The following is a 24,764-nucleotide window of genomic DNA, read 5'->3' as shown; positions in this document are numbered from 1 at the left end:
CCGGAGCACGCTGACGCGAGGAGGACAGCGCCGACGGCCGCCACACTCCTCGTGAGGCGGCGCGTCGCCGGGGTCGGTGTGGGCGAAGGTGTCAGACGTGCACCACGGTGCAGGTGAGGGTGCGGGTGATCCCCGGGACGTCCTGCAGCTTCGCGATGACGAGGCGACCCAGGTCGTCCACGTTGGCCGCCTCGACCCGCGCAATGACGTCGTAGGGACCGGTCACGTCCTCGGCGAGAGTCACGCCGCTGATGCCTGCGATCGCCTCGGCAACCGCCGCCGCTTTGCCGACTTCGGTCTGGATCAGGATGTAGGCCTGGACCACGTGTCACCTCACTGTGTTGACGAACCTGCGCTTGTCTTCCGGAGGGGAGCCAGCTCCCGGGCCCCTGCGCAAGTCCAGCGACGACACGGAGCCGCCGAAGGAGCCGATGTGCCAAGGGCCGTGCCCTGACGCTACCTTGCCTAGGGACGTCCCGTCCCATGGAAACCGGCGCGATCCGCGCCGAACCGCGACGAAGAGGTGTGATTCGTGTCAAGCCGCCCCGGTCCGAGCCTGTCGGGTGGCACCCCGCTCCGTGGGCTGGAGGAGCAGGACGTCCTCGACCGGATCCTCCCGCTGTTTCGACCCTCGGCGCAGGTGATCGTGCCCCCCGGCGACGACGCCGCGGTCCTGGCGACCGACGGACGGACCATCGTCACCACCGACACCGTCGTCCTCGGGCGCGACTGGCTCGACGCCTGGTCCTCAGGGGCAGACATCGGCCACAAGGTCGTCGCCCAGAACCTCGCCGACGTCGCGGCGATGGGCGGGCGTCCGACCGGCATCCTGGTCACCCTCGTCGCGGACCCGCTGACTTCCGTCGAATGGGTCGTCGACCTGGCCCAGGGCCTTGCTGAGGCATCCGAGGGCGCCGGGGTCACCGTGCTCGGGGGTGACCTTTCCTCAGCCCCGGACGGAGTCGTCATGGTGTCGGTGACGGCGCTCGGCACGATGGCCGACGTCGAGGGTGCCCCCGTCCTGCGCTCGGGCGCCCGGCCGGGTGACCGCCTCGCGGTCTGCGGGTCGCTCGGCCTCGCGGCCGCCGGTCTGCACCTCCTGATGCACGACGCGGCGGATCGGCATCCGGAGGCCGTCGCAGTGCAGCGGCGACCGCGTCCTCCTCTTGAGGCCGGTCCTGCTGCCGCCGCAGCGGGCGCGACCGCCATGCTCGATGTCTCGGACGGGCTGGCGCGGGACGGGGGCCGGATCGCCCGAGCCAGCGGCGTCGTCCTCGAGCTGGACCGTCCGGCGCTGGATCCGGACGTGGCCGTCATCTCGGAGGCGGTCGGTGTCGAGACGGCGTGGGACTGCGTGCTCGCCGGAGGCGAGGAGCACTCACTGCTAGCGACCTTCCCGGGCGACGTCCCGCCCGGCTGGCGACTCATCGGCGCGGTGCGGGCGCTCTTCGAAGGGGAGGCCCCGGGCGTTCTGCTCGAGGGCCGCCGACCCCAGCACAGTGGCTGGGACCACTTCGGGAATGGCGAAGGCCGGCGTCCCTGAGGGGAGCCGGCCTTGCCGAGAGGTGTGGGGTCAGCGTGCGACCTTGCCCGCCTTGAGGCATGAGGTGCAGACGTTGATCCGCTTCGGCGTCACACCGCCCACCAACGTCCGAACGCGCTGGATGTTGGGGTTCCAGCGGCGCTTGGTGCGGCGGTGCGAGTGCGAGATGTTGTGACCGAAGCTCGGTCCCTTGCCGCAGACGTCGCAGTTGGCAGCCACGGGTATCTCCTGAATGTCGGGGTTGGCGAAGTGCTCGTGCTCCGGTCGGCCCGGGCTTGGGCGCTCAACACGTCCACGGGGCGTGCTTCACCCGCTCGACGCGAAGGGAACCGGTCAAGAATAGCCGACAGGGTGCCCACTCAACAAAACGCACCGGTCAGGTGAGGGCACGGGCCGCTTCGAGGAGACTGCCGGCATAGCTCGGTCCGTGCGAGGCCGTGTGCGTGGCCAGGGGGTGGAGCTGGTGCAGGGGGACGAGGCGCCGCCAGTCCGGATCGAGCTGGGCGGCCCTCGCATACGAGGTCAGCACCTGCTCGAGGTGCGGACAGCCGAAGAGCATGAGCATCGAAATGTCCGTGAGCCCGTGGCCGCCGTGCGCGGCGGGGTCGATGAGCACGGCCCCGCGCTCGGTGAAGACGACGTTGCCGGCCCAGAGGTCTCCGTGGATCCGCGCCGGCGGACGGTCGTCGTCGTAGCGGCCCGCAGAGATCCGGTCGCACAGCCCGTCGAGGATGCGCGCGGCTGCGTGGTCGAGATGGCCGACGTCCACGGCCTTGCGGACAAAGGGGCGGACCCGCTGCTCGGCGAAGTAGCGGCCCCACGACTCCTCGGGCTCGTTGTGCTGCGTCTGCCGCCCGATCCAGGCCTGCCCGACCCATCCGTCTGGTGGCGAGCCGAACCCGGCTGCGCCCGTCGCGTGGGTGGTGGCCAGCGCGCGACCGAGGTCGGCCGCCGCACTGGGAGTCGCGGGAGCTGGAACGAGGCGACGGAGGTCGATGTGCTGTCGACCCACCGCGACCACCTCGACGACCCTGGCCCCGCCCCGGGGCTCTGCCTCGGCCAGCCAACGCAGGCCGGCCGCCTCAGCCTGGAAGAACCCGTCGGGAGCGTCGGCTCTGGTCTTGCGGTGGGTCTCCGCGGACGGTCGGGTGGACACGAGACCAACGCTAGACGGTCCACCTCGGCGGAGCGTCGGGCCGACGCAGTAGCCTGCCGACACACCACTTCCTGTCTCTGTCCGGGCGACAGGTCGCCGCGCGGACCGGTGTGGATGGAGCGGAAGGAGCCGGATGACTGGAGGGACGCGGGACCCGGTGGGGGCGCTCGAAGCCCTGGACGTCAATGCGGTGCGCCGCTGGGCCGTCCTCGTCCGCTCCGTGCTCGCGGCTCGCCGCGCCGAGATCGACGCCCTCAATGTCTTCCCGGTCCCCGACGGTGACACCGGCACCAACCTCTTCCTCACGTTCGACGCGGCGATCGACCGGATGCTGGCGGATTCGGTCGCCCAGCCGCCCGCCGAGAACGTCGCCCAGATGCTCAAGGACTTCGCGTCCCACCTGCTCTGGACGGCCCGCGGCAACTCCGGTGTCATCCTCAGCCAGCTCGTCAGGGGCCTGTCCGAGGGGTTGGGCCACAGCGCGCAGATCAGGGCCAGCGACCTCGTGTCCGGTCTGGGGCGGGCCGACGAACGCGCCTGGCAGGGGGTGACCGATCCCAAGGAGGGGACGATCCTGTCCGTCTCACGCGCTGCGGCGCTGGCGGCTTCACACCCGGAGGCCGCGGCTCTCGGGCTGCACGCCCTGACCGTCCGCGTCCTGGCGGCAGCGCAGGAGGCGCTCGCCCGGACCCCGGAGCAGCTGCCGGTGCTGGCGCGGGCCGGGGTCGTCGATGCGGGCGGGGCCGGTCTGGTCCTGGTGCTCGAGTGCCTCGAGCGACTCGCCGCCGGAGACGACGGTCGAGTCGTGCTCGGGCTCTCCTCATCGGACCGGAGGGGCCCGACCCACGCCGATCGCACGACCCCGCCGGTCACACGGCCGCTCGACGCCGATGTCGTGCAGCGCGACGAGCCTCCCGGCCCGGAGTACGAGGTGATGTACCTCCTCGCCACCGAGGGTGACGAGGCGATCGGTCGGTTGCGGGCGCGGCTCGTCGAGCTGGGCGACTCGGTGCTCGTCGTCGGCGGCGACCACGAGTGGAACGTCCATGCCCACGTCGACGACCCCGGTGCTGCGGTCGAGGCAGGCATCGAGGCCGGGCGGCCCCACCGGGTCCGCATCACCCGCCTCGTCAACCACGGCAGGTCCGGGGATGTGGAGGGCGGCACCCACACGACGGAGCTCGGAGCCGACGCGGTGAGCGCGGAGCCTGCCGGGCGGCCGGCCCCGGCCCTGACCGGTGTCGTCGCGTGCGCCGCCGGGCGAGGCCTCGCGGATGTCTTCGAGGAGGTCGGCGCCGTGGTCCTCTCGTCCGGGCCGGGCCACCGCGCCACGACCGGCCAGTTCGTCGACGCGATCCGCCGACAGCACGCCACCGGGGTCAGGGGTGTCATCGTGCTGCCCAACGACGGTGACACCGAGCTCGCGGCGGCGGCAGCGGCGCGCGTCGTCGCCGACGAGCGGATCGAGGCCCACGTGGTCCGAGCGCGCACCGCCGTCCAGGGGGTGGCTGCAGTGGCCGTGTTCGACTCCCGCTTCAGTCCCGCGACCAACCTCGTGGCCATGCAGTCCGCTGCGGCCGGGACCCGCCACGGCGCCGTGACCATCGCCAACCGGGTGGGCCTGACCAGCGGTGGACCCTGTCAGCCCGGAGACGTGCTCGGGGTCGTCGACGGCGACATCGTGATCGTCGGGTCGGACCAGCTCGCCGTCGCACGCGATGTCGTCCACCGTCTCCTGGCGAGCGGGGGCGAGCTGGTCACCCTGGTCCTCGGGGAGTCGGCCCCGGCCGAGATGGTCGCGGCCGTCGAGTCGACGGCCCGAGAGGCCCACCGTGGTGTCGAGGTGGCCGTCATCGACGGGGGCCAGCCCGTCTACACCGCCTTCGTCGGAGTTGAGTGACCATGGCGCTGCTGACGGAGGACTCGCCTCTGACCAAGCTGTTGCGCAAGACGGACGCCGCGGCGCTCGCCAAGAACAAGGGCCTCGAGACCGTCGGCGACCTCCTCGAGCTCGTGCCCCGCAAGTACCTCCCCCCGAACGAGCTGACCGACCTCTCGCGGCTGCGGATCGGTGAGAACGTCCTCATCATCGCGGAGGTGGCTGCGGCGACGACACGCCCGATGCGCAACCGCCGCGGGAAGCTGCTCAACGTCACGCTGGCGGACGAGGCCGGGCACCAGCTCGACGTCACCTTCTTCAACGCGTACGGGCACGAACGCAAGCTCAGCCCGGGGGTGCGCGGCTTCTTCGTCGGCCAGATCGGGACGTACGGCCGGCGGTTGCAGCTGACTCACCCCGACTACGAGCTCATCGACGACGAGGATGCGGCAGGTGAGATCGAGTACTACCGGACCCACTGGGTGCCGGTGTACTCCACCACGGGCAAGCTGAACGCCTTCCGGATGCGCAAGCTCGTCCACCAGGCGCTGGACACGGTCGACCACCTTCGCGAGCCGCTCCCCGAGGAGGTCCGGGCGCGGAGGTCGCTGCCCGGCCGAGCGGAAGCACTTGAGCTCGTGCACCGGCCGCCCCTCACCGAGCGCCCGGACCGGGGCATCCGCCGGCTCAAGTACGACGAGGCCTTCGTCCTCCAGTCGATCCTCGCCCAGCGGCGCAAGGCGTCGGAGGCCCTCGTCGGCACGCCGAGGCGGCCCCGGCCGGGCGGCCTGCTCGCGGCCTTCGACGAGCGGCTTCCCTTCGAGCTGACCGAGGGCCAGCGCCTCGTGGGCGAGGTCCTGCTCGAAGAGCTGGGACGTGAGCGCCCGATGCACCGGCTCCTCCAGGGGGAGGTGGGCTCGGGCAAGACCGTCGTCGCCCTGAGGGCGATGCTCGCGGCCGTCGACGCCGGCGGGCAGGCGGCCATGCTCGCGCCGACCGAGGTCCTCGCGGCACAGCACCACCGGTCGATCTCGGAGATGCTCGGCGATCTGGCGATGGGGGGCATGCTGGGGGGGAGCGATCGGGGGACGAAGGTCGCGCTCCTGACCGGCAGCCAGAGCACCGCGGCCCGGCGCTCGGCGCTCCTCGACGCGGCCTCGGGCGCGGCCGGCATCGTCATCGGCACTCACGCCCTCATCCAGAAGCACGTGCAGTTCGCCGACCTAGCGCTCGTCGTCGTGGACGAGCAGCACCGCTTCGGGGTGGAGCAGCGTGACGCGCTGCGTGAGAAGGGGGCTGCTCCACCACACGTGCTCGTGATGACGGCGACCCCCATCCCCCGGACAGTCGCGATGACGGTCTTCGGCGACATGGAGACCTCGACGCTGCGCGAGCTGCCCCGGGGACGTTCGCCGATCGCGACGCACGTCGTCAAGGCGGATCGGGCGGGCTGGATGCAGCGGACCTGGGAGCGCGTCGCCGAGGAGGTGGCCAAGGGGCACCAGGCCTATGTCGTCTGCCCTCGGATCGGCGACCCCGACCCTGGGTCGCGTCTGTCGTCCGACTCCTCCGAGGAGGACGCCGCCGACTGGGAGCCGGTCGACTGGGCGGAGGTCGACTGGTCCGAGGATGCGTGGTCGAGCGAGGAGGAGCCGGCACCCCCGCCGGCGCCCGAGCTGACCGGTGTCTACGCGATGTGGCATGAGCTGCGCGCCAAGCCGGAGCTGGCCGGCGTCCGCACCGCGGTGCTCCATGGTCGGCTCGAGACGGACGAGAAGGAGGCGACGATGCGCGCCTTCGCCGCCGGTGAGATCGACGTGCTGGTCGCCACGACGGTCATCGAGGTCGGGGTCGACGTCCCCAACGCGTCCGTCATGGTCGTCGTCGACGCCGACCGGTTCGGCATCTCGCAGCTGCACCAGCTGCGTGGACGCGTCGGGCGAGGCAGCGTGCCCGGCTTGTGCCTCCTCGTGACCACGGACCCGGGTGAACGTGCCGTCGAGCGCCTCGACCTCGTCGCCGGCACCACCGACGGCTTCGAGCTCGCGCGGGCCGACCTCCACTTCCGGCGGGAGGGGGACGTCCTCGGTGCGCGTCAGAGCGGCCGGAGCGGCTCCATCCGGCACCTGCGTCTCACCCGCGCCGAGGATGAGCAGATCATCGCCGACGCGCGGGAGGATGCCTTCGCGCTCATCGACACCGACCCTGATCTGCGCCGGCACCCCGCCCTCGCGGCTGCCGTCGCGACGCGCCTCGACGAGGACCAGGCCATCTGGTTGGAGCGAGGGTGAGATGACCAGGATCATCAGCGGTTCGGCGGGCGGCCGCACGCTTCGCACGCCGCCGGGCTCCAGCACCCGTCCGACCTCCGACCGCGTGCGCGAGGCGCTCTTCAGCCGCCTCGAGCACCACGGCCTGCTCGACGGCACCCACGTGCTCGACCTCTACGCCGGCTCCGGCGCGTTGGGGCTCGAGGCGGCGAGCCGGGGGGCGGCGCTGGTCCTGCTCGTCGAGTCGGACAAGAAGGCCGCCGGGGTGATCGCCGCCAACATCGAGGTCGTCGGCAGGCCGGCCGTGCGGGTCGTCAACGACACCGTCCAGCGGGTCCTTCGCGCCGGCCCACCCGCCGGGATCCGAATGGACCTCGTCTTCCTCGACCCGCCCTACGACGTAGGGCAGACCGCGCTCACCGAGGTGCTCACCGACCTCGTCGAGTGCGGTTGGCTCGGTCCGGAGGCGTTCGTCGTCGTCGAACGATCCACCCGCTCGCCACAGCCGACCTGGCCGCCGGGTCTCGAGCTGTCCGGTGAGAAGCGTTACGGCGAGACGACGATCTGGTTCGCCGAGCCTCCCCTGAGCGGCGGGGTCGCGTAGGTTGACCCCGTGACGACCGAACCGCGCCGCTGCGTCTGCCCCGGTTCCTACGATCCCGTGACCAATGGCCACCTGGACGTCATCGAACGGGCCGCGGCCCTCTTCGACGAGGTGGTCGTCGCCGTGCTGCACAACGAGGCGAAGCAGGGGACCTTCACGGTGGACGAGCGGCTCAACCTGCTGCACTCGTCGCTCGACCACCTCGACAACGTCCGGATCGCGGCTTGGGCCGACCGGCTCGTCGTCGACGTCTGCCTCGAGGTCGGGGCGACGTCCATGGTCAAGGGCCTGCGAGGCGGGACCGACTTCGCCTACGAGCTGCCCATGGCCCACATGAACCGTCACCTCACCGGGGTGGAAACGCTCTTCCTCTCGGCAGCACCAGATCTCCAGCACGTCTCGAGCTCGCTGATCAAGGAGGTCGTCCGCTTCGGCGGCGACGTCTCCGGGCTCGTTCCCGACGCCGTGCTCGAGGCGCTCCTGGACCGGATGCGCTGATTTGGGGCGCGCCGCCCGCTCCGGTAGCCTTGGACGTCGGTCCACGTCTGCCTTGGCGCGGACCGAACCCACATCTACCCCGCTGCAGGAGTCATGGACCGTCCCGATCCCCGTTCGCCCCTGGTGCTCGACACCCGGGAGCTGCACCGGCGACCCGGGACGATGCACGAGCTGCAGCGGACAGTGGTGCTCCCGGAGGATCTCGGCACCGAGGTCATCTCGATCAAGGCCGGCGCGCCGGTGGAGATCGACGTGCGGCTCGAGTCGGTGGTCGAGGGCGTGCTGGTCACGGGTTCGGTCTCCGGCACGGCGACGGGAGCCTGCGTGCGGTGTCTGGATCCGGTCGACCTCGAGGTCGACGTGCCGTTCCAGGAGCTGTTCGCCTACACCGACCGGGCGGCGCACCACCACGAGGTGGCGGGCGACTCGGACGACGATGACGTGTACGAGCTGGTGGACGACCTGGTCGACCTCGAGCCCGTGCTCCGGGACGCAGTCGTGCCTGCGCTGCCGTTCCAACCCGTGTGCCGGGAGGACTGTCCGGGGCTCTGCTCCGAGTGCGGGGCTCGCCTCGCCGACGACCCGGACCACGGCCATGAAGTGATTGATCCACGATGGTCGAGCCTCAGCGGACTGCTGTCGGACGACCCGCAAGAGAAGAGGAACTGACGTGGCTGTCCCGAAGCGGAAGATGTCGCGGTCCAACACGCGTTCGCGTCGTGCGAACTGGAAGGCGACGCCCACCACGCTGACCACCTGCCCCCAGTGCGGCGCTGCTGCCCAGCCCCACATCGCGTGCCCCTCGTGCGGGACCTACAAGGGCCGCTACTACGCTGCCGCCGAGCGCACCGAGCACCAGGCCTGACCCGGCCGTGGGCAGCCCCGTGAGCGACGGCGACGCGGGTGTTGTGGCGGTCCCGCAGCGGCCCGTCGATGCCCTGCTCGCCCACCTCGAAGAGGTGGTCGGACAGGAGATCGACGAGCCGCTGCTGCTGCGTTCCCTGACGCACCGCTCCTTCGCCTACGAGAACGGCGGTGTCCCCAACAACGAGCGGCTCGAGTTCCTCGGGGACTCCGTGCTCGGCCTCGTCGTGACCGACACCCTCTACCGCAGCCACCCTGACCTGCCGGAGGGCCAGCTCGCCAAGCTGCGCGCCGCGGTGGTGAACATGCGTGCGCTCGCTGACGTCGCCCGCACGTTCGACCTCGGCCAGTACGTCATGCTCGGAAAGGGCGAGGAGGCCACCGGAGGGCGCGACAAGGCATCGATCCTGGCCGACAGCATGGAGGCGCTGATCGGCACCGTGTACCTCTCCACCGACATCGATCTCGCGGCCCAGTTCATCCACCACCACTTCGACGCCATCCTCGAGGAGGCGGCGACCCTTGGGGCGGGCCTGGACTGGAAGACGAGCCTCCAGCAGGTGGCCGCGGCCGTGGGCCAGGGCGCCCCGGAGTACCGCGTCGCCGAGCAGGGTCCCGACCACGAGAAGGAGTTCCACGCTCGGGTCGTCCTCGGTGAGGAGGTGCTCGGCGAGGGTCATGGCCGCAGCAAGAAGGAGGCCGAGCAGAAGGCCGCCCAAGAGGCCTGGCAGTCGCTCGAGTCGCGCCGGGCCGACGCAGCCGAGACCGCCGAGACCCTCGCCGCGGACGGCTTTCGGCCGGCGTGAGTCACGACGGCGACAGCCCCGCACCTCCCGATACCGGAGCCTCCTGATGCCCGAGCTTCCTGAAGTGGAGGTCGTTCGCCGGGGCCTGCTGGACCACGTCGTCGGCCGACACATCACCCGGGCCGCCATCACCGGACTCCGGGTCGCTCGCCGCCACGTCGCCGGCCCGGAGGACCTCGCAGACCGCGTCAGCGGAACGACCGTCACGGCCGCCTCCCGACGTGGGAAGTACCTCTGGCTCGTGCTGGACGGCGACGAGGCCCTGATCATCCACCTCGGCATGAGCGGTCAGATGCTCGTCAAACCGGCCGACGCGCCGCGCGAGAAGCACTGCCATGCCGCCTTCGACTTCGCCGACGACGGCCCCCAGCTCCGGTTCGTCGACCAGCGGACGTTCGGCGGACTGGCCCTGTCACCCCTGGGCACCGATGGCATCCCCGATGCGGTGCGCCACATCGCACCGGACCCGTTCGAGCCGGTCTTCGACCAGGTCTCCGTCGTACGTCGCATGAAGGCGAGGGAGAGCGCGGTCAAGCGAGCCCTGCTCGACCAGTCGCTGGTGTCCGGCATCGGCAACATCTACGCCGACGAGGCCCTGTGGCGGGCCCGGGTCCACGGCGAGCGAGTCTGCGCCAGTCTCACCAAGCCGGTGCTGAGCCGAGTCCTCGACCACGCCCGCGAGGTGATGGCCGAGGCGCTCACCCAGGGCGGCACGAGCTTCGACGCCCTCTACGTCAACGTCAACGGCGCGAGCGGCTACTTCGACCGGTCGCTGCACGCCTATGGCCGCGACGGCACCCCCTGCGACCGCTGCGGAGCCCGGATGCGCCGAGAGCAGTTCATGAACCGGTCCTCGTTCTCCTGCCCAGCCTGCCAGCCGCGGCCGAGGACGAGCCGCACCGCCATGGCGCCTCGGCTGCCCTGAGCCAGCCCGGCGAACCGCCTCGTTCGTCGACGTTCCCCCACGCTGGGCCGCGGGCTGGAAGGGTGTCCCCATGAACGAGTCCGTCTTCACCTACGCCGCGCCGCGCCTCCGCTTCGGGGCCGGCGCGGCGGACGAGATCTGGTACGACCTCGACCAGCTCGGCGCGCGGCGGGTGCTCATCGTGACCGACCCCGGGGTGCTGGCCACGGGCGCCCCCCAGCGGGTCGCCGAGCAGCTCCGCGCGCACGGCGTCACGGCGGTGGTCCACGACTCCGCGCACGTCGAGCCGACCGACGCGAGCCTCGCGGAAGCCGTCGCCAGGGCCGGAGCCGACGGGCCCTTCGACGCGGTCCTCGCCATCGGCGGTGGCTCGTCGATCGACACCGCCAAGGCGGTCAACCTCATGCTGACCAATCCCGGTGAGCTGATGGACTACGTGAACGCGCCCATCGGGGCCGGGGCGGCGCCCCGGCATCCACTCCTGCCGCTCATCGCGGTCCCGACGACGACGGGGACCGGCGCCGAGAGCACGACCATCTGCGTCCTCGACGTCCTCGCCCTCAAGGTCAAGACGGGCATCAGCCACGAGCGACTCCGGCCCACCCTCGCCGTGGTGGACCCTCGGCTCACGGCCTCGCAGCCCCCTGGAGTCACCGCCAGCGCCGGGATGGACATCCTCTGCCACGCCCTCGAGAGCTGGACGGCACGGCCCTACACCAGCTACGCGAGGAAGACCCCCGAGCAGCGCGTCCCGTACTGCGGCGCCAACCCGGTGGCCGACATGTGGGCCGAGCGAGCCATGACCCTGCTCGCTCGTGCGTTCCGGCCTGCCGTCCACCACGGCGAGGACGAGACGGCACGGGGGGAGATGGCGCTGGCAGCGACGTTCGCCGGCCTCGGCTTCGGCAACGCCGGCGTCCACGTGCCGCACGCGAACGCCTACCCCGTGGCGGGTCAGGTGCGGGACTTCCGGCCGCGGGACTACCCGGCCGAGGAGGCGATGGTCCCGCACGGCATGGCCGTCTCGCTGACCGCACCCGAGGCCTTCCGCTGGACCTTCGACGCCGACCCGGAACGGCACCTGGCCGGGGCCCGCCTGCTCGATCCGCGCGGTGGGCCACGCTGGGACGGTGATCCCCGGGACGTCCTCCCGGGTGTCCTGGTGGACCTCATGCGCGACCTCGGGCTGCCCAACGGGCTCCATGCCGTCGGCTACGACGAGAGCGACGTCGACTCCCTCGTCGAGGGGGCGATGAAGCAGCAGCGCCTGCTGGCCACCAGCCCCCGGACCGTCACGCCGGAGGACCTGGCGCAGATCTTCACCAGGTCGCTTCGCCTGTGGGACTGACCCACAGCGCGAGGACACCCCCCACGCGGACCGAGCCCAGCGGCATACAGTGCCGTGGTGCACCCCACCGAGCCAACGCCCCTCGCCCTGCCCACCGACGACAGCTGGCTCGACTGGGTCGGCCGGCGAGGCGACGACGAGCTGAGCCGGTGCCGCTCCCTCGTCGACGAGCTCAAGGAGTCCCGCCCGGAGTCGGCGCTCGAGGCCCTGCGGTTGTGGAACGACGCGCAGGTCGCCCTGTCCAACGCAGCCGCGGTGGGCTCCCTCTTCGCCGAGATCCACCCGGACTCGGCCGTCCGGGACCGGGCCGAGCTGGTGGCGCAGGCCGTCCAGAAGCTCGACACCGATCTCGGCCTCGACCAGCAGCTCTACGGCGCGCTCGCCGACCTCGACCCCGCGGGCCTCGACGCCGAAGCCAGCCGGCTGCTCGCGCGGACCCTGCGCGACTTCCGCCGCTCCGGCGTCGACCAGGACGACCCGACCCGAGCCCGCCTGCGCGAGCTGAGCGAGCGGGGCCTGCTGCTCAGCCAGGACTTCAGCAAGAACATCCGGGAGGACGTCCGCTCGATCCGGGTCCATCCGGAGCAGCTCGACGGCATGCCGCAGGACTGGGTCGAGGCGCATCCGGTCGATGCGGACGGGCTGGTCACCGTCACGACCGACTACCCCGACGTCGTGCCGTTCCGCACCTTCGCCAAGGACCCCACGGCGCGCCGGCAGCTCGTGACGCAGTTCCTCACCATCGGCTGGCCGGCCAACGACCGGGTGCTCCAGGACATCTTCGCGGTGCGGCGCGAGACGGCTGCCCTGCTCGGCTACGCGTCCTGGGCCGACTACGACGCCGAGGTCAAGATGATCGGGAGCGGACCGGCGATCGCCGACTTCATCGACCGGATCACCGATCTCGCCGCCGACAGCGCGGCCCGCGACAAGGCCGTCCTCCTGGAGCGGCTGCGGCAGGACCGCCCGGGCGCCACCGACATCGACGGGGCTGACGTCACCTACTACGCCGAGCTCGTCCGCAAGGAGCAGCTCGCTGTCGACGCCCAGCAGGTGCGCACCTACTTCCCCTTCGAGGGCGTCCGCCAGGGGTTGCTCGACGTCACCGGACGCCTCTTCGGCCTCGAGTGGCTCCCGGTCTCCGACGCGCCGACGTGGCACACCGAGGTGGCGACGTACGACGTCGCCTTCAGGGGCAGGCGGATCGGCCGGATCCACCTCGACCTCCACCCCCGCGACGGCAAGTACAAGCACGCCGCCCAGTTCGACCTCGTGCGCGGCGTGCGCGGGGCCCAGCTGGCCGAGGGTGTCCTCGTCTGCAACTTCAACCGGGGACTCATGGAGCACGACGAGGTCGTCACGCTCTTCCACGAGTTCGGACACCTCGTCCACCACGTGGTCGCCGGCGACCAGGAATGGGTGCGGTTCTCCGGCGTGGCGACGGAGTGGGACTTCGTCGAGGCGCCGAGCCAGATGCTCGAGGAGTGGGCTTGGGACGCCGACGTGCTCGCCACGTTCGCGCGCAACGCCGAGGGAGAGACGATCCCAGCCGACCTCGTCGCGGCGATGCGTCGGGCCGACGACTTCGGGAAGGGCTACGACGCCCGGACCCAGATGTTCTATGCGGCGCTGTCCTACGACCTGCACGTCAACGAGGTGGCGGACCTCACGGCGCGCGTGCAGGAGCTGATGGCGGCGTACTCGTCGTTCCCGTACATCGAGGGGACGCACATGCACTGCCACTTCGGGCACCTGGATGGCTACAGCTCCGCCTACTACACGTACATGTGGTCCCTCGTCATCGCCAAGGACCTGTTCTCCGCCTTCGACCGGGCCGACCTCTTCGACCCGGAGGTCGCCGGTGCCTACCGCGACAAGGTGCTCGCGCCCGGGGGCAGCCGGGATGCCGCGGATCTGGTGGAGGACTTCCTCGGCCGGCCCTACACGTTCGACGCCTACGCGGCCTGGCTCGCCGAGTGAGGCGCGGGCGCGGGACCGGCCGCTCAGGGCATCGGGAGGTCCTTGAGCACGACCGCGTTTCCCGTGTGGCGTTCACTCAGTGTCGCCAAGGCCTGGCGCACGGTCTTGGCGAACAGGTGCGACCCCTCGAGGCTCGGGTGGATCCGGTCGGCCTGCAGCTGCTCGGGGTGGTTGCGCACCGCGCCGGCCCAGTCGGCCACGATGACGTTGGCCCGTGACTCCGCGGCCGCGGCCAGGGCGGCGTTGTCAGCCTCGATCCGGGCGAAGGGTCCCATGAGGTTGACCAGGACCACCATCCGGTCCGGGCCCAGGGCGTCGAGCACGTCGACGACGGCCTCCCGGTCGACGCCCGCGTTGGTGCCGAACGCGAGGACGACCGCTCGGCGGGTCCGGTCCCCTCGTGACTCGACCGCGGCGAGCCCGTCGGACCAGCGCAGGTTGGACCGGGCATCGAGGCGGATTCCCGGGAAGTAGTAGTCGAGGGCGTGGAGACTGCCGACCATCATCGAGTCGCCGTAGCCGTCGATCTCCTTGCCGGTCGGCATGGTGAACTCGGCCGTGGCACCCGAGGGACGCGGCGCCGAGACCGGGGGAGCGGCGCGCGTCGCCTTCGCGGGCGGCGCGGTCGTCGGCTGCGTCCCGCCTCCGGCGGGGTCTGCCGTGCGGGCGGCCGACGCTGCCGCGGCCTTCTCGTTGGCCTCGAGCATGCGGGCCGTCTCTGACTGGTCGGGCGCGGTGAGGACGACGATCGACAGGGCCACCGTCGCTGTCAGCACGCCACCGGCGACGACCTGTCTCGTGCGTCTGGACCAGGACAGCAGGAACGCGCCGACCGAGCGCAGCACCCCGCGGAACCCGGACCGCCGGAACGGCGTCTCCACGAACCGGTGCGTGAGGTCCGCCAGCGCGATGGTCACGAGCACGCACCAGGCGCGCGTGAGCAGGTGGCTCGTCGTGCCGGGCGCGGACGGGTTGTCGCGGCCGACGACGAGGATGACCGGCCAGTGCCAGAGGTAGATGGAGTAGGAACGGACGCCGATCCAGACCGCCAGGGGGTGGCCCGTCAGACGCTGCCAGACAGTCGGTGCCCGACCGGCGGGGCGGTCGAGCACTGCGAGGACGAGGACGCCGGACGCGGCGGACGCGAGGAGGATCCCGCCGCGGAAGGTCGCTGCATCCGTCTCGTCGAGGAACCGGAAGCCCGTCAGCAGGATGAGCAGCGCGCCGGGGACGGCCCAGCGCCCCGTGGCCCCGAGCCCGGATGGACGCAGCCGCTTGGCGAGCGCTGGGCTGGCCCAGGCGAACGCGAGGGCCGCACCGATCATCAGGCCCATCAGGTGGGTGTCGGTCCCGTAGTACACCCGCGTCGCGTCCGCGCCGCGTTCCACGAGGACGGCCATGAGGAGCGCGGAGCCGACCGCAAGAGCGAGCGCCACGGCGACCCTCGTGCGCGCGGCCGCGACGGTGACGAGCAGCAGGGTCAGGCCCGGCCAGAGCAGGTAGAACTGCTCCTCGACGGCGAGCGACCAGAAGTTCATGAACAGCTGGGGGGCCGTCTGTTCGAAGTAGCTCGACCCGGCGGAGATCTCGACCCAGTTCGTCGAGAAGGTGAGCGCCCCGACGATCTGGCGACCGATGTGCACGAGCAGCTCGCCGCTCACGAGTCGCGCGATGAGGGTGCTCACCATGACGGTGACGAAGAGGGCGGGCAGCAGCCGGCGGGCGCGCCGCACCCAGAACTCCCGGAACGCGATGCGCCCGGTCCGTTCGTGCTCGCGGACGAGCAGGGTGGTGATGAGGAAACCCGAGACGACGAAGAAGACGTCGACGCCGAGGTAGCCGCCCGGCAGCCACGCGGCGTTGAGGTGGAAGACGAGCACGGCGACGATCGCGAGCGCCCGGATGCCGTCGAGGCCCTCGATCCGTTCGCCGGATCGCCGGCTGTTCGTGCGTGACGACGGGCTCGCGCCCGGTCGGGGGTGGGATCCCCTGATCGGCTGGGCGGGCGCAGTGCGGGCCACTCGTGGTGTGGCCGACGTCGTCACGTGGCTCCCTCCTCGTTGCCGACGGGTGGCCGAACGGGGCTCGGCCCCGCTACCGAGCATAAGGACGGGCGGGGACGGTCAGACGGAGGCGCGCGGTGGCCGGCCGAGGCGGGCTTCGATGCCGTATGCCGCTGGGCTCGCTCCCCTCGACCCCTCCGTCGGCTGGCCGGCCGGGCTGGTCTGCATGAGCGCCTACGGTGGTTTCATGAGCGATCTGCACCGTGCGACGCTGTTCGTCCGAGGTCGGGTCCAGGGCGTCGGCTTCCGGTGGTGGGTGCGTGCTCGCGCGCTGGAGCTGGGGCTCGTCGGCCATGCGCGCAACACGGCGGACGGTCGGGTCGAGGTCGTGGCCCAGGGCCCGGCCGCCGCGCTGGCCCGGCTGGAGGAGCTGCTCCGGGAGGAGCCGACGACCACGGGCCGGCCGGGCCTGGTCGACTCGGTCGTGGTCCAGCCGGGCACCCTGCGGGAGGACCTGACCGGTTTCGTCGAGCGCTAGGCAGGACGCGCGGCCCACGTCGGCGGTCCAGTTGGCGGGCGCGTCACCACACCGTGACCGAAGCTCGCCTAGCCTGACGGAGTGAGCGACTCTCCGTCCGAGACCCCGGTCGACACTCCCGCCGAGCTGGTCCGCCTGCGCAGCAGCATCGACAACATCGACGCGGCGCTGGTGCACCTGCTCGCGGAGCGGTTCAAGTGCACGCAGCAGGTCGGTCGGCTCAAGGCGGAGCACAACCTCCCACCGGCCGACCCTGCGCGCGAGGAGCGTCAGATCGCGCGGCTGCGGATGCTCGCGGACGAAGCCGGCCTGGACCCGGTCTTCGCCGAGAAGTTCCTCAACTTCATCATCGCCGAGGTCATCCACCACCACGAGCAGATCGCGTCCGGCGGGGAATGACCGGTCGAGAGAGCAGGTCGCGACACGGCGCGTGTCGCGACCTGCTCTCGACGGGGTCAGTAGAGCGTGGCGTCCTGGCGCTCGTCGAGCACCGCGTCGTAGTCCCGTGCCTCGTCCGGTGACGTGAACCCGCCGGACTCCCAAGCCATCTGCCCGGCGGTCGGCACCGCGGTGGGGTCGGGCCACGTCGCCGGGTCCCAGAGGCCCGAGCGCTTCATCGCCCGGGCGCACTGGAAGTAGACCCGTTCGACGGTGACGACGAGCACCGACGCCGGCGCCGCCCCCCGGACCTCGTGCTGGGCCAGCTCGTGCGGGTCGGTCGACAGGAGAGCCGTCCCACGGACCCGGAGCTCGTGGCCGACCCCCGGCACGAGGAAGAGGAGCCCGACACGCGGGTCGGCGACGACGTTGCGCAGCGTGTCGAGCCGGTGGTTCCCGCGCCGGTCGGGGAGGACGAGGGTCCGTTCGTCGCGCACCCGGACGAACCCGGGAGCGTCACCGCGGGGTGACTGGTCGAGCCCTCCCGGCCCCACCGTGGACACGACGCAGAAAGGCGCGGCTCGAACGAAGGCCGCGTAGGAGGGGGTCAGGACGGGCGTCTCCTTGCGGAGAGAGGTGGCCGCGGGAGCGTGCGGGTAGACCTCGAGGAGCCGGTCGATCGTCGTGATCGTGTGGGGGTCGTCGCTCACTCCGTCACTCTACGGACCCGATCTCGATGAGCTCGACGCCTCCGCCGGGCCCGGTCCGCCGGGACACGGTCGCCGCGAGCGCGGGCGGTCCGGCGCCGACCCGGACCGGTCCACGCACGTCGACCAGCAGCGTCATGAGGGCCTCCGGGTCGGGCGTCGACAACCTCAGCTCGACGAGGCGAACCCCGCTGTCCGGCAGCAGGGTCGACGGAGGGGGAGTGCGCCAGAGGATGCGGGACGGCGCGCGCCCGCCCAGCGGCATACGGCCATCGGGGGGAACCGTGAGGGCCCACTCGTTCGCTCCCCGGCGCAGCTCCATCGCGTCCGGCTCGAGCGGCACGCCGACGCGTCCCTCCAGCCACCGCACCCCCTCCTCCAGGGTGGCCGCGGCGACCACGAGGTGGTCGATGGTGCTCACCCGGCCACCCCAGGGCCGTATGCCGCTGTGCTCGCTCGGGCGCGACGTCCGCGGTTCCGCGCCGGCTGGCTAGCGATCCTTGGGGCCGCAACGATCCTTGGGGCCGCAAACTCTGACGCCAGTCTTGAGTTCTACGCGGCGGTTCCGAGCCGCGCGGTGTCGATGTAGCCGCGGACGTGTCGGTCGATGGTTCGCAGGGCTTGGCGCAGTTCGAGCGGGGCGGGTCGGGTGTTGGCGGCGATCAGCGGGCGCAGGAGCCGGTCGTGGACCTTGGTGTAGAAGATCGCCACGCGTTGCCCGTCGGGGGTCAGGTCGTAGGTGTTGGCTCCGGGTCGGCGTCCGATGAGGCCGTTTGAGCGGAGTCGGGCGAGGTCGTAGCTCATCTGGTTGACGGTGTAGGGAACGCCGAGCAGATGGCTCACCTGGGCGCGCAGGCTCCGGTTGGTGAATCCGAGGGCGTTCAATCCGACACACAGGGCGCCGAGCAGGGCCATGACCCGAGGATCTCCGAACCGTAGCGCGGGCGACCTCCGGCCATCCTCGGTGAGGGTGGACTGTGCGACCCGCTCAAAGGCTGGGCTCGCAAGGACACAGCCCTGCCCGACACGTTCAGTATCGAGCAGGCGAGCGTTGACGTCACGGGCCTTGGACTGCAGCTCGTGAAGATGGATCAGGCGGCGGTGGCACTGCAGGTCGTCGGGGCAATTGATGACAGTCTCGATCCGCAGCGCGCGACCGTCTTTGAGGTACTGCTTGAGCCGGGAGTGCTTGAAGAACGCGTTGACGGTCACGTCTGTGTCGCGGGTGACGACTTTGGTCTTGGGCTGGCAGCCGATCTTGAACGGGCGACCGCGCTTGGGTGGGCCGGTGAAGATCAGCTCCACCGACTCGGGCCGGCCGATGTCGAGGTTGTCCACGACGAGGGCCTCGAAGAAGGCGCGGGCCTGGCGGGGGGCGTCGAACACGATGGTGCGGGAGACCTCGACCTGGCGCATCGACAGCTCCCACCAGTACCCGGCGCTTCGGTCGTGGTCGGTCAGCGGCAGCGGCAGCACGCTCATCCAGCGGTCGAAGAAGGCCCCGATGACCTCCGGTCCGAGCCGGTCACAGATCGCCTGCAACGCGGCGGGGTCATCGCAGGTAGCGAACCCGTTGGACAGCTCGGTGAACCCGATCCCCGCGAGGGTGGCTTGCCGTTTGGCCCACTCGTGCCCATTGAGCCAGACCTTGACCGGGTACGGGAAGTACGCGCAGACCTTGATGAAACCCGGCCCGAAATCGGCGTCCCACAGGTAGAAGTAGAAGCAGGTGACACGCCGGTCGGCCTTGTGGAACGAGAACCAGGGCATCCCATTGCGTCCCTGCCGCTCACTCGAGGCGTACACATTCTGGTACTCCTGCGCGACCCCGATCGCGGCCACCCCCGACGCGCCCGTCTTGGCCTGCGCGTTCAGGTAGCGGCGCATCACCTCGACCTTCCGAACCCCCTTGGCGAACTTGACCACCGGGACACCCCGCGTGTCAGCGAACTTCCTGACCGAGCGGCGAAACGCGGTGCCGATCTTCTCCATGATCGCCGGCGACGGGAGCGGCAGTCCCAAATGCGTGGTCATGAACGAGACCACCTGACCGGGCACCTGCAGGTTCGGCACGTAGCCGTTAAGGTAGATCCGGTCCAAGCACTGCACATCCAGTGCCACGTGCCCATCGAGCAGATCATTGACCGTCACCGTCGCGCCCATCACCCCAGCGTGATCCCGCCCGACACGACAAACCAGCCCCGCACCTCGGCGGTCAGAGGCGAAGCCTCGTTAGTAGTCTGACCGAGATCTCGAGCAGGTGGCGCCGTCACGGTGCCGTCACCGGCGAGCACCGAGGTGGAGGTCGCAGCGCAAGGTCGGCAGAAGGAATCAACGGGTCGTGTACGTCAAGAGCCTCACCCTGAAGGGCTTCAAGTCCTTCGCGTCGGCGACCCACCTTCGCCTCGAGCCGGGCATCACGTGCATCGTCGGCCCCAACGGCTCCGGCAAGTCCAACGTCGTCGACGCGCTCGCCTGGGTGATGGGGGAGCAGGGCGCGAAGTCCCTGCGCGGCGGCAAGATGGAGGACGTCATCTTCGCCGGCACGGCCGGTCGCGCGCCGCTCGGCCGCGCCGAGGTGGCGCTGACCATCGACAACACTGACGGCGCGCTGCCGATCGACTACACCGAGGTCACGATCGCCCGGACGATGTTCCGCAACGGCGGCTCGGACTACTCGATCAACGGCACGCCGTGCCGACTGCTCGACATCCAGGAGCTGCTCTCCGACAGCGGCATCGGGCGCGAGATGCACGTCATCGTCGGGCAGGGCCAGCTCGACACGGTGCTCCGGGCCACCCCCGAGGAACGTCGCGGCTTCATCGAGGAGGCCGCCGGCGTCCTCAAGCACCGCAAGCGCAAGGAACGGGCGCTGCGCAAGCTCGAGACGATGGAGGCCAACCTCACCCGCGTCCACGACCTGACGGGTGAGATCCGCCGCCAGCTCGGTCCGCTCGGACGCCAGGCCGAGACCGCCCGCAGGGCCGCCGTCATCCAGACCGACGCCCGCGACGCGCGCCTGCGCCTCCTCGCCGATGACCTCGTTCAGCTCACCTCGACCCTGGAGCAGGAGGTCGCGGACGAGTCCGCCCTCATCCAGCGGCGCACCGAGGTCGAGGAGGCGATGGCCGAGCTGGGCCAGCGGATCACCGGCCTGGAACGCGCCGCCGAGGATGCCCGCCCCGCCCTCGCCCAGGCCCAGGACCAGTACGTGTCGCTCAGTCGGCTCGTCGAGCGGATGGCCGCGACGCTCTCGCTCGCCGCGGAGCGGGTGCGCCTGCTGAGCGAGGACGACGGCGGCGCCGACGAGAGCCAGTCGACCCGTGACCCGGAGCAGCTGCGCGCGCAAGCCGCCGACGTGCGGGAGCAGGAGGAGATGCTCCTCGCCGAGCTCGACGAGCTCAAGGCCACCCTCGAGGAGGCCGTGCTGACCCGCAACGAGGCCGAGCGGAGCTACGCGGAGGAGACGTCGCGGCTGGCCCGCGCCACGCGCGCCGCTGCCGACCGTCGCGAGGGGCTGGCCAAGCTGGGTGGGCAGGTGGGGGCCAAGGCCTCCCGCATCGAGGCGCGCGAGGCCGAGCTCGGCCGGCTCCGGTCCACCGCCGAGCAGGCCCAGCGGCGTGCTGCCGAGGCGGAGCGGGAGTTCGCCGGCCTCGAGGCCGGCGTCGCGGAGGACGAGGAGGGCGAGGAAGGACTCGACTCGGACTACGAGCAGGCTGCGGCGGAGCTCGAGGCGGCGGAGGCCGAGGTGGCCCGCTGGCGCGAGGCCGAGCAGGCTGCTGACCGGGCCCGCACGACCGCCGCCGCCCGCGTCGAGACCCTCGAGCTGAGCCTGAGCCGCAAGGACGGCGCTGCCGCGCTCCTCGCCACGGCGCGCGACGACCTCGAGGCGCACGGGATCATCGGCTCGGTCGCCTCCCTCGTCACCGTCGACCCGGGGCTCGAGAACGCCGTGGCTGCCGCCCTCGGTGCCGCCGCCGAGGCCCTCGCGGTCAGCTCTCTCGACGCTGCGGCGCGAGCGCTCGACACGCTTCGGGTGCAGGACGCGGGTCAGGCCAGCCTGCTCGTCTCGGAGTCGGCCGGGCGGGTCGACGACTCGGCGTGGCCCGCGCTGCCCGCCGGCGCCCGGTGGGCCCGTGACGTCGTCCACTGTCCCGAGGGCGTGCGACCGGCCCTGGACCGGGCGCTCGAGCGGGTCGCGCTCGTCGAGGACCCCGCCTCGGCCGCCCGGCTCGTCCGCTCGGAGCCGGGAGTCACCGCGGTGACGCGCGGCGGGGACGTCTTCGCCCCCGGTCTCGTCCGGGGCGGGAGCCTCGCCGCCCCCAGCCTGCTCGAGCTCCAGGCCGCCCTCGAGGCCGCGCAGACCCAGGTCACCGAGTCCACCCGGGCGGGAGAGCGGGCCAGGTTCGCGCTCGCCGCCGCGGAGTCCACCCGGGCCGAGGTGAACGACCGGGTCGAGGCCACCCTCGAGCGGCTGCACGAGAGTGATGCACGCATGTCGGCCATCGCCGAGCGGCTCGGCTCGCTCGGTCAGACCCTCCGGGCGGCGCGGGCCGAGGTCGAGCGGACGGAGCGGGCCATCGCCGACGCGACCGCCGCGCTCGAGGCCGACCAGACCGAGCACGCCGAGCTGCTCGAGCGCCTCGAGGCGGCCAGCGTCGAGGGCGAGATCGAGGCCGAGCCGTCGACGGAGGAGCGCGACCGTCTCGACGCCGTGGCGCGGGAGGCGCGCACCACCGAGACCGAGCTGCGGCTCGGACTGCACACCCGCGAGGAGCGGGTCCGTGCGCTCCGGGACCGCGCCGAGGCGCTCGAGCGCGCCGCCCGGCACGAGGAGGAGACCCGCGAGCGACTCGCGGCCAGACGGGCCCGACGCGAGCGCGAGGCCACGGTCGCCGAGGCAGTCCGGGTCGCTGCGGCCTGGGCGCACGACCTCCTCACCGAGTCCGCCGAGGAGGCCGATGCGGCTCGACGGAGCGCCGAGCAGGCGCGCACCGAGCGCGATGCCGAGCTGGCCGTCGTCCGGCGCGACCTCGCGACCCTGCAGAACGAGCTGCGCGAGCTGACCGACAGCGTCCACCGCGACGAGGTGGCCCGCGCCCAGCAGCGACTGCGCATCGAGCAGCTGCAGCAGAAGGCCGTCGAGGAGCTCGGCATCTCTCCCGAGGACCTGGTCGAGGAGTACGGGCCGCACCAGCTCGTCCCGGCCGTGCCGGACCCCGCGGCCGACCCCGATGCGCCGCAGCCGGAGCCCGCGCCCTTCGTCCGCGAGGCCCAGGAGAAGCGGTTGCGCCAGGCCGAGCGCAAGCTGAGCGCCCTCGGGCGGATCAACCCGCTCGCGCTCGAGGAGTTCGCTGCCCTCGAGGAGCGGCACAAGTTCCTCACCGAGCAGCTCGAGGACCTCAAGAACTCCAAGCGGGACCTGCTCGACATCGTCAAGGAGGTCGACGAGCGCGTCGAACGGGTCTTCGCGGAGGCGTTCGCGGACACCGCCGTGCAGTTCGAGCGGGTCTTCCAGCGGCTCTTCCCAGGGGGTGAGGGGCGCCTGATCCTCACCGACCCGTCCAACATGCTGACGACGGGGCTCGAGGTGGAGGCCCGCCCGCCCGGCAAGAAGATCAAGCGCCTGTCGCTGCTCTCGGGCGGCGAGCGGTCGCTCGTCGCGGTCGCCCTGCTCGTGGCGATCTTCAAGGCGCGCCCGTCGCCGTTCTACATCATGGACGAGGTCGAGGCGGCCCTCGACGACGCCAACCTCGGGCGCCTCCTCACGCTCTTCGAGGAGCTGCGCGACAGCTCCCAGCTCATCGTCATCACCCACCAGAAGAAGACGATGGAGATCGCCGACGCCCTCTACGGCGTCAGCATGCGCGGAGACGGGGTCACCACGGTGGTCTCCCAGCGGCTCCGTGACGTCACCGCCCAGCAGTCCGCCTGAGCCGGCGAACGAGCGGGAGCGAGCCCAGCGGCATACGGCTCATTCCGTATGCCGCTGGGCTCGGCCCCCTTCGGCGCTCCCTTCGAGGGGTGGCCCGGTCCGCCGGGGCCACCGATCGGCCGTGATTGGATGGGCGACGTGGACACCCTCTGGACCTATCTGATCGTCGGCGTCGTCATCCTCGCCCTGGGGATCGGGTTCGCCGTCTCCCTCCTTCGCGGCCGCGGCGGCCCCGAGCGTGAGGTCGAGGCACCGACCCGGCCGGCCCCGCGCCTGGACCGCGAGCCCACCGAGCGCGACGCCGGGACCGCCGCGCCGGGTGGCCCGGTCACGACCGAGGGCCCCGCGGAGACGCTCCCGCCGGTCGCCGAGCCACTCCCGACGCTCGAGCGTCCGGAGTCGGCTCGGGGTCGTCTCCAGCGGCTGCGCGCCCGTCTGGCCCGGTCCAACTCCGCCCTCGGCAAGGGCCTGCTGGGTCTCCTGTCGCGCGGCCGGCTGGACGAGGAGGCCTGGGAGGACGTCGAGGACACGCTCATCGCCTCAGACCTCGGCGTCGAGGCCACCGAGGAGCTCATCGCCTCGTTGCGCACCCGCGTGAAGGTCGACGGCACCACCGACGAGGCGACGGTGCGGGAGTGGCTCCGTGAGGACCTGCTCCGCCTCGTCCAGCCCGACATGGACCGCCGGATCGCCTCGTCCCGCGTGGGCACCCGGCCCGCGGTCATCCTCGTGGTCGGCGTCAACGGCACGGGCAAGACGACGACCGTCGGCAAGCTCGCCAGGGTCCTCGTCGCCGAGGACCGTGACGTGCTGCTCGGCGCCGCCGACACGTTCCGGGCGGCCGCCGCGGACCAGCTCGACACGTGGGGTGCCCGCGTCGGCGTCCCCACGGTGCGGTCCGACCGGGAGGGCGCCGACCCCGCGGCCGTGGCCTTCGACGCCGTCAAGGCGGGGATCGAGCAGGAGGTCGACGTCGTCATCATCGACACCGCCGGCCGGCTGCACAACAAGGTCGACCTGATGAACGAGCTCGGCAAGGTCAAGCGCGTCATCGAGAAGCTGAGCGAGATCGACGAGGTGCTCCTCGTCCTCGACGCGACGACCGGCCAGAACGGTCTCCAGCAGGCCAAGGTCTTCAGCGAGGCCGTCGACGTCACCGGCATCGTCCTCACCAAGCTCGACGGCACGGCCAAGGGCGGCATCGTCGTCGCGGTCCAGCGCCAGCTCGGCGTTCCGGTCAAGCTCGTCGGCCTCGGCGAGGGCCCGGACGACCTGGCCCCGTTCGAGCCGGCCGACTTCGTGGACGCGCTCCTGGACTAGCGGCACCCCA

22 protein-coding genes are annotated in these 24,764 nt (G+C 71.7%); 15 read left to right on the top strand and 7 right to left on the bottom strand.

Going from position 1 to position 24,764, the window contains the following annotated elements:
- Positions 1 to 91: 91 nt before the first annotated feature.
- A complete protein-coding gene (locus tag INTCA_RS11765; RefSeq protein WP_013493144.1) occupies positions 92 to 325 on the bottom strand; it encodes an Lrp/AsnC ligand binding domain-containing protein in 234 nt (77 codons plus the stop codon).
- A 207-nt stretch (positions 326 to 532) separates the two neighbouring features.
- On the opposite strand from INTCA_RS11765, the gene thiL reads away from it, so the two are divergent.
- Positions 533 to 1,543 carry a thiamine-phosphate kinase gene (thiL, locus tag INTCA_RS11760; protein ID WP_013493143.1) on the top strand — a complete coding sequence of 337 codons (1,011 nt, stop codon included), beginning with the start codon at positions 533 to 535 and terminating at the stop codon, positions 1,541 to 1,543.
- A 30-nt stretch (positions 1,544 to 1,573) separates the two neighbouring features.
- Here the strand turns inward: thiL and rpmB are convergent, their stop codons facing one another.
- On the bottom strand, positions 1,574 to 1,762 hold the full coding sequence (gene rpmB, locus INTCA_RS11755) for a 50S ribosomal protein L28 (protein ID WP_013493142.1): 189 nt from the start codon (positions 1,760 to 1,762) through the stop codon (positions 1,574 to 1,576).
- A 157-nt stretch (positions 1,763 to 1,919) separates the two neighbouring features.
- Positions 1,920 to 2,699, bottom strand: a complete 780-nt coding sequence (locus INTCA_RS11750) for a fructosamine kinase family protein (RefSeq protein ID WP_041307633.1) — start codon at positions 2,697 to 2,699, stop codon at positions 1,920 to 1,922.
- 133 nt (positions 2,700 to 2,832) lie between these two features.
- Between INTCA_RS11750 and INTCA_RS11745 the strand changes: the two genes are divergently transcribed.
- The 10 genes from INTCA_RS11745 to INTCA_RS11700 all read left to right on the top strand — a co-directional run bounded on the left by INTCA_RS11745 (position 2,833) and on the right by INTCA_RS11700 (position 13,873).
- On the top strand, positions 2,833 to 4,599 hold the full coding sequence (locus tag INTCA_RS11745; protein ID WP_013493140.1) for a DAK2 domain-containing protein: 1,767 nt from the start codon (positions 2,833 to 2,835) through the stop codon (positions 4,597 to 4,599).
- A 2-nt stretch (positions 4,600 to 4,601) separates the two neighbouring features.
- Complete coding sequence (locus INTCA_RS11740) at positions 4,602 to 6,869, top strand: ATP-dependent DNA helicase RecG (RefSeq protein ID WP_013493139.1); 2,268 nt, start codon at positions 4,602 to 4,604, stop codon at positions 6,867 to 6,869.
- Between the two features lies 1 nt (position 6,870).
- Positions 6,871 to 7,452, top strand: a complete 582-nt coding sequence (rsmD, locus tag INTCA_RS11735) for a 16S rRNA (guanine(966)-N(2))-methyltransferase RsmD (protein ID WP_013493138.1) — start codon at positions 6,871 to 6,873, stop codon at positions 7,450 to 7,452.
- 9 nt (positions 7,453 to 7,461) lie between these two features.
- The gene (gene coaD, locus INTCA_RS11730) at positions 7,462 to 7,950 is read left to right on the top strand and encodes a pantetheine-phosphate adenylyltransferase (protein ID WP_013493137.1); all 489 of its coding nucleotides are present in this window, start codon (positions 7,462 to 7,464) and stop codon (positions 7,948 to 7,950) included.
- A gap of 93 nt (positions 7,951 to 8,043) precedes the next feature.
- Positions 8,044 to 8,619 carry a YceD family protein gene (locus tag INTCA_RS11725; protein WP_013493136.1) on the top strand — a complete coding sequence of 192 codons (576 nt, stop codon included), beginning with the start codon at positions 8,044 to 8,046 and terminating at the stop codon, positions 8,617 to 8,619.
- Position 8,620: 1 nt separating this feature from the next.
- The gene (gene rpmF, locus INTCA_RS11720; RefSeq protein WP_013493135.1) at positions 8,621 to 8,815 is read left to right on the top strand and encodes a 50S ribosomal protein L32; all 195 of its coding nucleotides are present in this window, start codon (positions 8,621 to 8,623) and stop codon (positions 8,813 to 8,815) included.
- A 19-nt stretch (positions 8,816 to 8,834) separates the two neighbouring features.
- The gene (gene rnc, locus INTCA_RS11715) at positions 8,835 to 9,620 is read left to right on the top strand and encodes a ribonuclease III (protein WP_041307626.1); all 786 of its coding nucleotides are present in this window, start codon (positions 8,835 to 8,837) and stop codon (positions 9,618 to 9,620) included.
- A gap of 46 nt (positions 9,621 to 9,666) precedes the next feature.
- Positions 9,667 to 10,545: a bifunctional DNA-formamidopyrimidine glycosylase/DNA-(apurinic or apyrimidinic site) lyase gene (gene mutM / locus INTCA_RS11710; protein WP_013493133.1), complete on the top strand. Its 879-nt coding sequence runs from the start codon at positions 9,667 to 9,669 to the stop codon at positions 10,543 to 10,545.
- Positions 10,546 to 10,615: 70 nt separating this feature from the next.
- Positions 10,616 to 11,893 (top strand): hydroxyacid-oxoacid transhydrogenase, encoded by a 1,278-nt coding sequence (locus INTCA_RS11705; RefSeq protein WP_013493132.1) that lies wholly within the window; start codon positions 10,616 to 10,618, stop codon positions 11,891 to 11,893.
- Between the two features lie 57 nt (positions 11,894 to 11,950).
- Positions 11,951 to 13,873, top strand: a complete 1,923-nt coding sequence (locus INTCA_RS11700; protein ID WP_218916267.1) for a M3 family metallopeptidase — start codon at positions 11,951 to 11,953, stop codon at positions 13,871 to 13,873.
- Between the two features lie 23 nt (positions 13,874 to 13,896).
- On the opposite strand, the gene INTCA_RS11695 is transcribed toward INTCA_RS11700, so the two are convergent.
- A complete protein-coding gene (locus INTCA_RS11695) occupies positions 13,897 to 15,918 on the bottom strand; it encodes an acyltransferase family protein (RefSeq protein ID WP_013493130.1) in 2,022 nt (673 codons plus the stop codon).
- Positions 15,919 to 16,123: 205 nt separating this feature from the next.
- Between INTCA_RS11695 and INTCA_RS11690 the strand changes: the two genes are divergently transcribed.
- A complete protein-coding gene (locus INTCA_RS11690) occupies positions 16,124 to 16,414 on the top strand; it encodes an acylphosphatase (protein ID WP_041308673.1) in 291 nt (96 codons plus the stop codon).
- An 81-nt stretch (positions 16,415 to 16,495) separates the two neighbouring features.
- On the top strand, positions 16,496 to 16,813 hold the full coding sequence (locus tag INTCA_RS11685) for a chorismate mutase (protein WP_013493128.1): 318 nt from the start codon (positions 16,496 to 16,498) through the stop codon (positions 16,811 to 16,813).
- A gap of 56 nt (positions 16,814 to 16,869) precedes the next feature.
- On the opposite strand, the gene INTCA_RS11680 is transcribed toward INTCA_RS11685, so the two are convergent.
- From INTCA_RS11680 to INTCA_RS11670, 3 genes are all read right to left on the bottom strand, one after another.
- On the bottom strand, positions 16,870 to 17,502 hold the full coding sequence (locus INTCA_RS11680; RefSeq protein WP_013493127.1) for an MSMEG_1061 family FMN-dependent PPOX-type flavoprotein: 633 nt from the start codon (positions 17,500 to 17,502) through the stop codon (positions 16,870 to 16,872).
- A 4-nt stretch (positions 17,503 to 17,506) separates the two neighbouring features.
- Positions 17,507 to 17,920, bottom strand: coding sequence for a VOC family protein (locus INTCA_RS18735; protein ID WP_013493126.1), 414 nt, complete (start codon positions 17,918 to 17,920; stop codon positions 17,507 to 17,509).
- Between the two features lie 131 nt (positions 17,921 to 18,051).
- On the bottom strand, positions 18,052 to 19,662 hold the full coding sequence (locus tag INTCA_RS11670; protein WP_013491217.1) for a hypothetical protein: 1,611 nt from the start codon (positions 19,660 to 19,662) through the stop codon (positions 18,052 to 18,054).
- Between the two features lie 178 nt (positions 19,663 to 19,840).
- Between INTCA_RS11670 and smc the strand changes: the two genes are divergently transcribed.
- Together smc and ftsY are read left to right on the top strand one after the other, a co-directional pair.
- Positions 19,841 to 23,434, top strand: coding sequence for a chromosome segregation protein SMC (gene smc, locus INTCA_RS11665; protein ID WP_013493125.1), 3,594 nt, complete (start codon positions 19,841 to 19,843; stop codon positions 23,432 to 23,434).
- Positions 23,435 to 23,563: 129 nt separating this feature from the next.
- A complete protein-coding gene (gene ftsY / locus INTCA_RS11660; RefSeq protein ID WP_041307620.1) occupies positions 23,564 to 24,754 on the top strand; it encodes a signal recognition particle-docking protein FtsY in 1,191 nt (396 codons plus the stop codon).
- Positions 24,755 to 24,764: the final 10 nt, after the last annotated feature.

It is taken from the genome of Intrasporangium calvum DSM 43043 (genome assembly GCF_000184685.1).
Taxonomy (GTDB): Bacteria; Actinomycetota; Actinomycetes; order Actinomycetales; family Dermatophilaceae; genus Intrasporangium; species Intrasporangium calvum.
The sequence above is the reverse complement of the archived record's forward strand: the minus strand, read 5'-3'. Positions and strand labels throughout refer to the sequence as shown.

Bases quoted from the DNA above. Each gene is read 5' to 3' on its own strand.
- INTCA_RS11745 (WP_013493140.1), top strand. From the start codon at position 2,833: ATGACTGGAGGGACGCGGGACCCGGTGGGGGCGCTCGAAGCCCTGGAC.
- INTCA_RS11740 (WP_013493139.1), top strand. From the start codon at position 4,602: ATGGCGCTGCTGACGGAGGACTCGCCTCTGACCAAGCTGTTGCGCAAG.
- rsmD (WP_013493138.1), top strand. From the start codon at position 6,871: ATGACCAGGATCATCAGCGGTTCGGCGGGCGGCCGCACGCTTCGCACG.
- INTCA_RS11725 (WP_013493136.1), top strand. From the start codon at position 8,044: ATGGACCGTCCCGATCCCCGTTCGCCCCTGGTGCTCGACACCCGGGAG.
- mutM (WP_013493133.1), top strand. From the start codon at position 9,667: ATGCCCGAGCTTCCTGAAGTGGAGGTCGTTCGCCGGGGCCTGCTGGAC.
- INTCA_RS11705 (WP_013493132.1), top strand. From the start codon at position 10,616: ATGAACGAGTCCGTCTTCACCTACGCCGCGCCGCGCCTCCGCTTCGGG.
- INTCA_RS11690 (WP_041308673.1), top strand. From the start codon at position 16,124: ATGAGCGATCTGCACCGTGCGACGCTGTTCGTCCGAGGTCGGGTCCAG.
- INTCA_RS11670 (WP_013491217.1), bottom strand. From the start codon at position 19,662: ATGGGCGCGACGGTGACGGTCAATGATCTGCTCGATGGGCACGTGGCA.
- ftsY (WP_041307620.1), top strand. From the start codon at position 23,564: ATGGGCGACGTGGACACCCTCTGGACCTATCTGATCGTCGGCGTCGTC.